8 protein-coding genes are annotated in these 12,652 nt (G+C 57.9%); all 8 read left to right on the top strand.

Going from position 1 to position 12,652, the window contains the following annotated elements; translation table 11 throughout:
* The first annotated feature begins 2 nt into the window (after positions 1-2).
* From tssK to PSH64_RS29520, 8 genes are read left to right on the top strand one after another with little or no spacing between them, the layout of a single operon-like run.
* Positions 3-1,334: a type VI secretion system baseplate subunit TssK gene (tssK, locus tag PSH64_RS29555; protein ID WP_018927446.1), complete on the top strand. Its 1,332-nt coding sequence runs from the start codon at positions 3-5 to the stop codon at positions 1,332-1,334.
* 5 nt (positions 1,335-1,339) lie between these two features.
* Positions 1,340-2,215, top strand: coding sequence for a type IVB secretion system protein IcmH/DotU (gene icmH, locus PSH64_RS29550; RefSeq protein ID WP_105342331.1), 876 nt, complete (start codon positions 1,340-1,342; stop codon positions 2,213-2,215).
* Between the two features lie 13 nt (positions 2,216-2,228).
* On the top strand, positions 2,229-5,768 hold the full coding sequence (tssM, locus tag PSH64_RS29545; protein WP_305479397.1) for a type VI secretion system membrane subunit TssM: 3,540 nt from the start codon (positions 2,229-2,231) through the stop codon (positions 5,766-5,768).
* Positions 5,768-6,496: a PP2C family serine/threonine-protein phosphatase gene (locus tag PSH64_RS29540; protein ID WP_019580447.1), complete on the top strand. Its 729-nt coding sequence runs from the start codon at positions 5,768-5,770 to the stop codon at positions 6,494-6,496. The genes tssM and PSH64_RS29540 overlap by 1 nt, the downstream gene beginning before the upstream one ends.
* Complete coding sequence (locus PSH64_RS29535; protein ID WP_305479396.1) at positions 6,493-7,509, top strand: serine/threonine-protein kinase; 1,017 nt, start codon at positions 6,493-6,495, stop codon at positions 7,507-7,509. The genes PSH64_RS29540 and PSH64_RS29535 overlap by 4 nt, the downstream gene beginning before the upstream one ends.
* A 28-nt stretch (positions 7,510-7,537) precedes the next feature.
* Positions 7,538-9,574, top strand: a complete 2,037-nt coding sequence (locus tag PSH64_RS29530; RefSeq protein ID WP_305479395.1) for a type VI secretion system tip protein VgrG — start codon at positions 7,538-7,540, stop codon at positions 9,572-9,574.
* A gap of 40 nt (positions 9,575-9,614) precedes the next feature.
* Positions 9,615-12,071 (top strand): M23 family metallopeptidase, encoded by a 2,457-nt coding sequence (locus tag PSH64_RS29525; RefSeq protein WP_305479394.1) that lies wholly within the window; start codon positions 9,615-9,617, stop codon positions 12,069-12,071.
* Positions 12,068-12,598 carry a hypothetical protein gene (locus tag PSH64_RS29520; protein WP_305479393.1) on the top strand — a complete coding sequence of 177 codons (531 nt, stop codon included), beginning with the start codon at positions 12,068-12,070 and terminating at the stop codon, positions 12,596-12,598. The genes PSH64_RS29525 and PSH64_RS29520 overlap by 4 nt, the downstream gene beginning before the upstream one ends.
* The last annotated feature ends 54 nt before the right edge of the window (positions 12,599-12,652 follow it).

Here is a 12,652-nt window from a genome sequence, read left to right as displayed (position 1 = left end):
ACATGAATGCCCATAAAGTCATTTGGCAGGAAGGCATGCTGCTGCGCCCGCAGCACTTCCAGCACAACGATCGCTATTACGACCACCAGATGAAAACCCGTACCCAGTTGCTGGGCAGCTACACCTGGGGCTTCCTCAACCTGGAAATCGACTTGCAGTTCCTCAACATGGGCAAACTGGTGATCAGCCAGGCCTCGGGGATTCTGCCCGACGGCAGCCTGTTCGAACTGGGCGGCAACACCGAGCCGCTGGCCCTGGACGTGCCGCCGAATACCGGCAACACGCCGATCTACCTGGCGTTGCCATTGGTGACTGGTAACCACATCGAGGCCCGTCGCCCGGAGCAATCCGACGTGCTGGCGCGCTACACCGCGTACGAAGCGGAAGTGGCCGACTCCAACGCCGGCGACGACTCCGCCAGCCAGGTCAGCTGCGCCCGTCCGGACTTCAAGCTATTGCTCGGCGAGCAGCAGAGTGACCAGGCCTATGTGAAGCTGAAGATCTGCGAAGTGCTCGACACCACGCCGGACGGCGTGATCAGCCTCGACCCGGACTTCGTGCCGACCTACATTCAGGCGCACTCGTCCAGCTACCTGCTGTCGTGCCTCAAAGAAGTGATCAGCATGCTCGGCCACCGGGGCGACACCATCGCCGACCGGATCCGCTCCAACGGCAAGGTCGGCGGCGCGGAAGTCGGCGACTTCATGATGCTGCAACTGATCAACCGCACTGAATTGTTGCTGCGCCATTACCTCGGCCTGGAACAGGTTCACCCGGAAGAGTTGTACCGCACGCTGCTGACCATGCTCGGCGACCTGGCGACGTTTTCCAGCGACAGCAAACGCCCGCGTCTGGACAGCCGCTACCAGCACAGCGACCAGGGCGCGAGCTTCCGCAAACTGATGGAAGCGATTCGTCAGGTGCTGTCGATGGTGCTCGAACAGCACGCCATCGAACTGGTGCTGCAAGCACGTCAGTACGGGATCATCGTATCGCCGCTGCACGACCACAAACTGCTGGGCTCGGCCTCGTTCGTGCTCGCTGCCAGTGCCAACTGCGACTCCGAAGAACTGCGCCATCGCCTGCCGGCGCACCTCAAGGTCGGCCCGGTGGAGCGCATCCGCCAACTGGTCAACCTGCACCTGCCGGGCATCAAGGTCAAACCGTTGCCGGTGGCCCCACGGCAGATCGCGTTCCACTCCAACAAAACCTATTTCATCCTCGAACTCAGTTCCGAAGACCTGGCGCAACTCGAACGCTCCGGTGGCTTCGCGTTCCACGTGTCCGGCGAATTCGCCGAGCTTGAACTGAAATTCTGGGCCATCAGGAACTGACCGACATGATCAAGGACATGGAACACACCCAGGACGACAAAACCGTCCTGCTCGACCGCCAGGGCCACGGCCCGGCCTCGAGTCCGCTGACTGACTTCGCGGCACCGCCGCGTTTTGAACAGTTGGAAGAACGGATGATCTACGCCGCGCGCCTGCGCCCGGCCGAAGCGTTCAACATCAGCCTCAACTCGCTGGTGGCGGCGGCGTCCGAACTGCTGTCGGAAGTGGTGCGGCTCAAGCACAGCGACACCCGCGAAGACCTGTACGCGCTCAACGAGCGGCTGACCGCCGGGCTGAAACTGTTTGAAGTGCGGGCGCTGCACAACGGTGCCGAAAGCAGCCAGGTGATGGCTGCGCGTTACGTGCTTTGCACCGTGGTTGACGAAGCCGTCGTGACCACGCCGTGGGGCAACGAAAGCGAATGGTCGCAGATGAGCCTGCTCAGCAGCTTCCACAACGAAACCTTCGGTGGCGAGAAGTTCTTCCAACTGCTGGATCGCCTGTCGAAAAACCCGGTCAAGCACCTGCCGATGCTGGAGCTGATGTACCTGTGCCTGTCCCTCGGTTTCGAAGGCAAGTACCGCGTGCAGGCCCGCGGCATGCTCGAGCTCGAAGGCATCCGCGACGCCCTGTATCGGCAGATTCGCCAACTGCGCGGCGACGTGCCTCGCGAGTTGTCGCCGCATTGGGAAGGCTTGAACGATCAGCGTCGCAGCCTGGTGCGCATCGTGCCGGCGTGGATGGTGGTGCTGTTCACCGTGGTCTGCCTGGTGGTGATGTATTCGGGCTTTGCCTGGGTGCTGGGCGAACAACGCGAAACCGTTCTGCAACCTTATCAGCAGCTTGATCCGGCCACGGCTCAGCCGCAGTCGCAGCCGTAAACAGGGACGTGTGATGAAAAAGTTTTTCAAGAAAGTCGGCGCCTTCCTGCGCCAGACCTGGGTCTGGACCCTGCTGCTGGTGCTGTTCGTTGCGCTGCTGGTGTGGTTCGTCGGGCCGCTGCTGGCGGTCAATGACTACAAATTCTGGGAAGGTTCGACCTCCCGTTTGCTGACCATCAGTGTGCTGTTCCTGATCTGGGGCCTGACCATGGTCTTCGTCAGCTGGCGCGCCGGTGTGCGCAAAAAAGCTGTGGAAGCCACCGAAGACGGCCAGGACCGTATCCGCCGTGAAGAGCTGATCGACGAAGAAGAGAAAGAGTTGAAGGTGCGTTTCAAGGACGCCCTGAAAACCCTGAAAACCTCGAGCCTGTATCGCGGCCGCAGCGAACGCTGGCGCAGTGATTTGCCGTGGTACTTGCTGATCGGCCCCCAGGGCAGCGGCAAGACCAGCCTGCTGGACTTCTCGGGCCTTGAGTTTCCGATCAACAAGATCGACCGCAAACTCACCCGCGACACCCTCGGCACGCGGCATTGCGACTGGTACTTCGCCGACCACGGCGTGCTGATCGACACCGCCGGGCGTTACCTGACCCAGCCGGATGCCGAAGTCGATGGCAGTGCCTGGAGCACCTTGCTCGACCTGCTGCGCAAGCGTCGCCGTAACCGTCCGTTGAACGGCGTGCTGGTGACCATTCCGGTGGAAACCCTGCTGGGCGGCAGCGAGCAGGACCTCGAAACCCTGGCCCGCCAGGTGCGTGCGCGTCTTCAAGACGTGCATCAGAAACTGCACGTCGATGTGCCGATTTATCTGGTGTTGAGCAAGGCCGATCGCCTGCTCGGTTTCGACGAGTTCTTCGATCAACTGACCCGCGAAGAAAGCGATCAGGTCCTCGGCACCAGCTTCCGCAAAGAGCAGAGCGGCACCGACGTGACCGTGCTGCGCGCCGAGTTCGAAGAGCTGCTGCGTCGCCTCAACAGCCAGGTGATCATGCGCATGCACCAGGAGCGCGACACCCAGCGCCGTGGCCGCATCCTCGATTTCCCGCATCAACTGGGGCAGATCGGCGAGCGCCTGTGCCTGTTCGTCGACCTGGCGTTCACCGGCAACCGCTACCAGCGTGTCAGCCAGTTGCGCGGTTTCTACCTGACCAGCGCGCCGCACCTGACTCAACAGATGGACCAGACCACCGCCGGCATCGGCGCCAGCCTGGGCATGAACGCCGGCATGCTGCCGACCCTGCGCAGCGGCCGTTCGCGGTTCATTCACCATTTGCTCAGCCGGGTGATCTTCCCCGAGGCCGACCTGGCCGGTCTGGACAAGCGCGAACGCAGCCGCATCCACTGGGGCCAACGTGCCCTGTACGTGGGCGCACTGGCGGCACTGGCGCTGTTCGGCATGCTCTGGGCCGGTGGGTTCTCGGCCAACTATGAGCGTCTGGAAAGCCTGCGTTCCCTGGCACAAACCTGGAAGCAACAACGCTCGGCATTGACCGCACGCGATGACTCCATGGCGGTGCTCAAGACCCTCGACACCAGCTACGCGGCGACGCAAGTCTTCCCGAACAAAGGCGACGTGTCGTACCACGAGCGCGGCGGCCTGTACCAAGGCGAAGACGCCAATCCGGTGGTCAAGAGCGCCTACGAGCGTGAGCTCGAAGCGCAACTGCTGCCACGGGTTGCGACGCTGTTGGAAGGGCAGATCCGCGCCAACATGAAGGACCGCGAACGCCTGCTCAACAGCTTGCGTGCGTACCTGATGCTGAACATGAAAGATCGCCGTGATGCGGCATGGCTCAAGGATTGGGTCGCCACTGACTGGTCCCTGCGCTACGCCGGCAACACAGCGGTGCAGAATGGTTTGAACACCCACTTCGAGCGTTTGCTCAAGCAGCCGTTTATCTACCCGCTCAACGAACAACTGGTGGCGCAGGCGCGTCAGGTGCTGCGCAGCGAGTCGCTGGCCAACGTGGTTTACCGGATGCTGCGCGAGCAGGCTCGCAACCTGCCGGAATACCGCCTGAGCCAACACATCGGCCCGCAGGGTTCGTTGTTTGTCGGCACCGATTACGTGATTCCGGGGTTCTACACCCAGCAAGGCTATCAGCAGTACTTCTCGGTCCAGGGTGCCGCGCTGGTTACCGATATCCTGCGCGACAACTGGGTGCTGGGCGAAGGCTCGGGCATCAGCGGCATGGACTTACGTCGCCTGATGGTCGAACTGGAGCAGCTGTACTTCCGCGACTACGCCAACTTCTGGAGTGAAGCGGTCGGCCAGGTGGCACTGCCCGCGATCAGCGATTTCAGTGAGGGTGCCGAGCAACTGGCGGGCCTGACATCGGCCAATTCCCCGGTGCTGCAACTGCTGGTGGAAGTGCGCGAGAACACCCGTTTCCCGGCGGAAGCCGAACCGGTTGATGAAGCCGCCGATGCCGCCGCGAAACTGGGCGAGCAGAAGGGCAAGCTCGGCAAGTTGGGCAAACTGGCGTCGGCCGCAGCGGATGCGGCGTCTGACATGGCCGCGACCAAAAACCTGCCGGACACCGCGAAGAAATCCCTGCAACGTCGCTTCGAACCATTGCACCGCCTGCTGGATGACAACAACGGCCCGGCCGCTGATTTGACTCCGGCCCTGCAAGCACTCAACGACCTGCAAATGCAAATGGCCAGCCTGGCCCGCGCCAGTTCGCCAGAGCAGGCCGCGTTCGAAATGGCCAAGACCCGCATGAGCGGCCAGCGTGATGCGCTGAGCAACCTGCGCAATGCGTCGAACCGTCTGCCACGCCCGGTGAGCGTGTGGTTCAACGTGCTGGCCGAGGACACCTGGCGTCTGGTGCTCAGCGATTCCTACCAGTACCTGAACCAGCGTTATCAGAGCGAGCTGTACAGCTTCTACGGCAAGGCGATCAACAAGCGTTACCCGTTCAGTGCCCACAGCACCAGCGACGTCGCGATCAGCGACTTCCGCGAGTTCTTCAAGGCCCAGGGCATCGCCGATCGGTTCTTCGATACCTACATGCGTCCATTCGTCAGTGGCGATCCAGGCAACTACCGCCTGCGCAGCATCGACGGTCACAGCATGCCGATCTCCAAGGTCTACCTCGACCAGATGGCCGCGGCACAAGTGATCCGCCAGAGCTTCTTCGCCATCAACCCGGCCGAGCCGCAAGTGCAGTTCAAACTGGAACCGTACACCCTTGACCCGGCCGTCAGCCGTTCCGAGTTCAAGTTTGGCGACAAGACCATCGAATACCGCCACGGCCCGATCGTGCCGGTGTCGTTCAAATGGCCGACCGACGCCGAAGACGGTCGCACCAGCCTGGTCCTCGACAAAATGGCCGGCCGCCCGATTGGTATCGAGAAGAACACCGGCCCATGGTCGCTGTTCCGTCTGTTCGACCTGATGCAGACCGAGTACCTGACCGGTCGCGACGTGCTGGTGCTCAAGGCTGACGTGGGCGGCCTGCGCGCCAACTACTTGCTGTCGAGCCAGCGCACGCCGAACCCGTTCGACATGGGCGTGCTGCGCACCTTCCGTATGCCGGTGCAGCTCTGATGCTGGTTGCCAGCCCCTGGCGCAGCGCTGCGCGTACCGATCCGGGCAAGGTTCGGGCGCGCAACGAAGATGCTTTTCTCGACTGTCCACAGCAGGGGCTGTGGGTGGTCGCGGACGGCATGGGCGGTCATCAGGGTGGCGACATCGCCAGCCAGTTGATCGTCGCCAGCCTGGCGGAATTGCCGGTGCAGGATGACTTCGACGAACGACTCAAAGGTATTCGCCAGTGTCTGCACTGGCTCAACCGCCGCTTGGGTCAGGAGTTGACCGTCACCGCCGGCCGTCACGACAGCATCATGGGCAGCACCGTGGTGGCGCTGCTGGTGGAAGGTAATCGCGCGGCCTGCATCTGGGCCGGCGACAGCCGCTGCTACCTGTGGCGCGGCCAGCGTTTGTATCAGCTGTCCAAGGACCATTCGCTGCAACAACAACTGATCGACGAACAGAACATGAGCGTCGAAGACGCTCGCGCACATCCTGCCGCTCATGCGCTGACCCGTGCGGTCGGCGCTGCCGAGCAACTGACACTGGATGTGTTGGAACTCGAGGTCTATCCCGGCGATGCGTTTCTGTTGTGCAGCGACGGTTTGTATCAAGGGCTGACTAGTGATGCCCTGGGCAACGCCCTGAGCCTGACCGCGCCGCACGTTGCGCTGGAGCGTCTGTTCGACGGCGCTCTGCGTGGCTCGGCCCGGGATAACCTGACTGCCGTGGTGATCCGCCAATGACTGAATTCATGCCACCGATCGACGACTTGCTGGTGACCGAGGAAGAAGCCAATAACCTGACTTACTTCGCTTTCGCCACGTCGCTAAACGGAAAGCCGCATCAGGCCAAACCTGCGCTGGCGCCGACCCGGGCCAGCATCGGTGAACTGCCCGACGTGCTCGCGGGACGTTACCGCATCGAGCGTCTGCTGGGGGCCGGTGGCATGGGCGCGGTTTACCGTGCGCGGGATCTGCTGCGCGAACAGTTCGGCGATCCCGACCCTTACATTGCGCTGAAAATCCTCAGCGAAGAATTTGCCGAATCGCCGGACGCCAGTGCCTTGCTCTACAGCGAGTTCACCCTGACCCGACGACTGCGCCACAACAACGTGCTGCGTTTGCACACCTTCGAAGTGGACACCGACTGCCAGCGGGCCTTCATCACCATGGAACTCATGCGTGGGCTGACCCTGGACAAATTACTCTGCGAGCGGCCCCTGGGCCTGCCGTGGTTCGAGCTGCGCGACATTGCGCTGCCGCTGCTCGACGCACTGGCCTACACCCACGCTCGCGGCGTGCTGCACGGCGACATGAAACCGAGCAACGTGATGCTCAGCGAAGAGGGCGTGCGCCTGTTCGACTTCGGTCTTGGCCAGGCCGAAGAGGGCATCTTGCCCGGCCTGCCGCACCTGAGCCGCGACCGCTTCAATGCCTGGACCCCCGGCTACGCCGCCCCCGAACTGCTCGAAGGCCAGCCACTCTCGGCCAGCGCAGACGTATACGGCGTGGCCTGCGTGCTCTACGAACTGGCGGGCGGCAAACACCCGTTCCGTCGCTTGCCGTCGACCGAAGCCCGCGACGGGCGCCTCGACCGCGAGCTGCATGCACCTCGAAACCTACCCAAACACTGCTGGCCAGCCCTGCGAACGGCGCTGGCTTTCGATGCGGCCAAGCGCACCATCACCGCCGCCCAATTGCGTGACGCCCTGGGCGCCACTTCGTCTTTGCTGCAACGCCTGCGACTGCGGGCGTAACGGATGACTACCGAACAGGGAGCAAGCAATGTTCAACTCAGCTAACGAAACGCACTTCAGCCTGACCGTCGAAGACTATGTGGGCGACCTGCAAGTGCTGTCGTTCACCGGCACCGAAGGCATCAGCCAGCCGTATCGCTTCTACCTGGAACTGGTCAGTGAAAACCCCGACCTGGACCTGGAAAAGCTCCTGCACAAGCAGGCTTTTTTGGCCTTCGATCCAAAGGGTTCCGGCATCCACGGCCAGATCTACCGCGTCGCCCAAGGCGATGCCGGCAAGCGCCTGACCCGCTACAAAGTCTCCCTGGTGCCGCACCTGCAATACCTGCATCACCGCACCAACCAGCGCATCTACCAGCAGATGTCGGCGCCGAAAATCATCGCGCTGATCCTCGAAGAACACGGCATCAAAGGCAACGCCTACAAATTCCAGTTGAGCCAGCCGTGCCCGGACCGCGACTACTGCGTGCAATACGACGAAACCGACCTGCACTTCGTCCAGCGCCTGTGCGAAGAGGAAGGCATTCACTACCACTTCCAGCACAGCGAAAAAGCCCACCTGCTGGTGTTCGGTGACGACCAGACCGTGTTCCCCAAACTCGGCCAGCCCACCGCCTACGTGCAAGGCAGCGGCATGGTCGCCGACGAGCCGGTGATCAAAGGCTTCAAACTGCGCCTCGAAACCCGCACCGGCCGCGTCACCCGCCGCGACTACGACTTCGAAAAGCCCAACCTGCGACTCGAAGCCGGCTATAAACCCGACGGCGAAAGCACCGAACCGGACCTCGAAGACTACGACTACCCCGGCCGCTTCCTCGACCGTGCCCGCGGCAAATTCCTCAGCCAACGTGCCCTTGAACGCCACCGCGCCGACTACCAGCAAGCCGAAGGCCATGGCGACCAGACCACCCTCGTCAGCGGCCACTTCCTGGAAATCTCCGACCACCCGCGCACCGAGTGGAACGACCTCTGGCTGCTCACCGAAATCGTCCATGAAGGCAAACAGCCGCAAGTGCTCGAAGAGGCGGTGACCAGCGACACCACCGACAACAAAGACGACTTCCACCAGGGCTACCGCAACCGCTTCCTCGCCACCCCGTGGAACGTGTTCTACCGCCCGGCCCTGGAACACCCAAAGCCACGCGTCCTCGGCAGCCAGACCGCCATGGTCACCGGCCCCAAAGGCGAAGAAATCCACTGCGACCCATACGGCCGCATCAAAGTGCAATTCCATTGGGACCGCGAAGGCCTGGCCGACGACAAAACCAGCTGCTGGATGCGCGTCTCATCGAGCTGGGCCGGCGACCGCTACGGCGCCATCGCCATCCCGCGCATCGGCATGGAAGTACTCGTCACCTTCCTCGAAGGCGACCCCGACCAACCGCTGGTAACCGGTTGCCTGTACCACAAGGAAAACCAGGTTCCCTACGACCTGCCAGCGAACAAAACCCGCACCGTCTTCAAAACCCTCAGCTCACCGGGGGGCGGCGGGTACAACGAACTGCGGATTGAAGACAAGAAAGGGGCGGAGCAGATCTTCATCCATGCCCAGCGGGATTGGGATGAAAACATCGAGCACGACCAGAAGATTCGCGTGGGGAATGAACGCCACGACACGGTGGTGAAGAACACCTACACCGAGCTGAAGGCCGAAGAACATCGCACCACGATTGCCGACCGCAAGACTGAAGCGCGGATGGATGATCACCTGACGGTGGGGCAGAACCAGCACATCAAGCTGGGGACTGCTCAGCTGACCAGTGCCGGGAAGGAGATTCACCTGAAGGCTGGGGACAAGATTGTTATCGAGGCTGGGATGGAGCTCACGGTTAAGGCCGGTGGGAGTTTCATCAAGCTCGATGCGGGTGGGGTTACCGTGGTTGGGCCGGTGGTGAAGATTAATGCTGGTGGGTCGGCTGGGAGTGGGACCGGGATTGGGATTAAGCCACCGGTGCTTCCGGGGGCGGCGGATAAGGATAAGGTGGGGAGTTTGATGGATCAGGCGTTGGGGAATGCGGTGCCTGAGAAGGTTAAGCCAACTGTCGATTACCCTTTCTCGCTATGAACGGACTGACAAGCGTCAATATGAACAAGGAATTTTTTGAATGATCATTAGCCCTCCCTTTATTCCAGCTCCAGTTGCGGGAGAGACCGACGAGGCTTTCCTGGCGCGTGCCATGGTTGGCGGTATTCCTGGCGATGGCGGTTATCCGTTGAGCTTTGATCTTAACTGGCATGGAGGTATTCACCTGGTCGCTCCGCAGGACGGTCAAAGTGTTTTGCCCGTTCGCGCTATTTCTGATGGGACGTTAGCGTACTTTCGCAATCCAACGCCTGAGAGCAATGATCCGAATCACCCGCTGCGATATCGTGATAAATGGACTGATGACGGTTGTGTTGTTATTAAACATGAGACGGAGATAGGTGAAGGTGCGAAAGCGAAAGTTGTTTTTTATTCGATTTATATGCATCTCTCGAAAATTAACTTGGCTAGTCCGCAAAAGGGTAAAGTGATCTATCGTAAAGACTCTGTTGGAGAAGCAGGAAGTATTTATGGTGAAAAAGGAAGGATTCATTTTGAAGTAATCGCTGATCAAGGTCAGATCGCGAATCTTACTGGTAGAGATGTACGAGATTTAAACTATCAGACTGCGAGCGGAAGGGTCGATAGTTGTTGGGGGGATATGTATTTTTTTATACCGCCGGAAGTTAGAATTTATCAAAGTGCTCCGAATGATCGTGTTAGTTCACAGAATGGTTCTTCCATAATTTATCAATGCCCGGCAATGTCCGCCGGTCCTGCGCCGATTCAAGAGGGTGGCTCGCCCTCATCTTCACCATCTTCAACTCCTTTGGTTGATGGTTATGATTGGGCCGTGGCTTTAGAGCTTCAAGATGGCTTTTTTGTCCGTATGAGTTATGCAAAAGGACAGTGCCGATTGACTTCTTTTACACGCTCCGGTGTGGAGATAGGAGTGCAAGAGGAAGAGATCGATTATGAATATAATCTTTATAAGAAGTCCAAGAAGTTATACCCGCAGTCTCCTAGTGCTGGGTACGAGCTTTTGCGGTTCGGTAGAGTTTTAGGCAATGATGAACTTCAACCTTCCGACGCGGCTCACTGGAGGGAAATAAAATTCCCCGGAAAGGCTGGCGAGACAAGTAAAGTAGGATGGGTGGATTTTAATCATCTGACAGTTACCAAATTTAGTGATGCTGACTTTCCTCATTGGATGGGATGGCGACTTATTGATGATGATACTGACTCTGATAGTCATTGTCAGTCGCCATTCATTCGAGGCCTATTGAATCTAGATGCAGCCAAGGTAGTATCTGACTCAATCGATGCGGTAAGTATAGCTTCATCTCCTGTCTATGCAGGACTTTCTCCAGAAGAACAGCTAAGGTTGTCGGAAAGATATGTTGCTGAGAGAGAGCTAAATAAGGGAAGGTTGCAAAATCCAGAAGTACAAGAAAAGATTAGTCACCTTATTTGTAAATTCCCAAGTGAATGGAGCAAAAACGATTTCGATGTACGCTACGGCTGGTTGCAGAAAGTATGTGACGGCGGTCCAATGCCACAGGACAAATATCAAAAGCTAAAAGCTCATCAACAAGCGTTGGGTTTTTGGGAGGAAGCAGGTATTCCAGGTATTGAAAGCAAGCATTGGCATTTTCCACCCAAAGCTTTTATTTCATATTTCCGAAAGTGTTCATGGCTCAGTTTGGATGAGATTGCATACACGGTCCCGAAGTACCATTTTTATGATCATGTGGGCAGTACATGGGCTGTCCACATAGGAGGCGAAAATAGCCCATTTCAAATTTCACACGCTCGGGCGAAGACCCGCTTGAGTAAGTACTATTTAGAACTAAATAAGACAGCTATGAGGTACAATATTACAAGTACTTTAAGGCAGTCCCATTTTCTTGCTCAGACGATGTTGGAGACAGATCGCTGGCAAGTAGTTCATGAGTACGGCTCCGGGCATCCTAATCCCAATATTCCGAAGGCACAGTATTACACTGTTTTTTTTGGCCGCGGTATCATGCAGTTAACATGGGCTGGAAACTATGAGTCGTACGGGGAGTATAGGACTTTACAATCTCTTCCCGCACCAGGAAATAATCATTATCACGATGATAGGATTACAGCTACGTCTACCCATTATTGGGAAGATCCTGTTCATACGCAGAATGGCCAAGCTGTTGTCACTGGTATTCCGAAGCGCTGGTCGCCACGTTACGATCCGTATCTCGTAGAGAGTGTACCTTACAATGCGTGCGATAGCGGTGGATTCTATTGGGTGTCAAGAGTCGTTAAAATCGCTGGAGGTCTTATAAATATCAATCGCACCTGTGATAAAGGAATCACTCCTGAAATTGTAGGTGCTGTTTCTGTTTCGGTTAACGGCGGTGGCAATGGTTACCACGAAAGGCAGGCTTATGCGAAATACATATATCGTTATTTGAGCGATTCGCTTGAAGCTACAGTCTCGGAAACTTTTACAACTCCGCGACAGACCGTAATAATGAACTATTCAATGAGTAAACCATCGTGAAAAATATATTGCTTTTTGTGTGGTTGAGTTTTGCAGGTAGTGGTTATGCCAATGCGGTTGAAAAACTTGCAAAGGTTACTGAGCTTCCGAGTGCAGTGCTGGGCGCCATATCGGAAAGAAATAGCTCCGTCGTCGAGAAAATAGAAGTTGAAAACGCGGGTGTCTTGAAATGGGGGAGTGAGTATTTGGTTTTCATATCTCCAAAAAGCGACGAGAAAATTTGCTCGGTATATAAATATTCTAATGACACTTTGTTTTCGCTATTCGATGGCGTGCCCTGTGAGTTCAAAGGTGCGGCAGAGATAAATGAGTCAAGAAATACCTCCATGCCTGATGTTTTGTATAAGATTGAGTTATACCTTCCTAATCGCGGCGCAATGGCGGATGAAATGATCGCTTTGTATTTTGATGAGCAAAAGACCACATATTGCCTCAGTCGTTCTTTGTCTGACTGGTATCAGAACAGTGATAAGAAATATCCGCCGGATTTAAGCGATGGGCAGTGTGGCTATGGGCCTGGTGAGTAATATTAAAAGGAAAGCAAAGGGGGGGTTATTTGTTTGGCTCGACGGCTTTGAACT

Source organism: Pseudomonas sp. FP1742, from assembly GCF_030687145.1.
In the GTDB taxonomy this organism is placed as follows: Bacteria; Pseudomonadota; Gammaproteobacteria; order Pseudomonadales; family Pseudomonadaceae; genus Aquipseudomonas; species Aquipseudomonas frederiksbergensis_D.
This window is presented reverse-complemented; position numbering and strand designations above follow the sequence as displayed.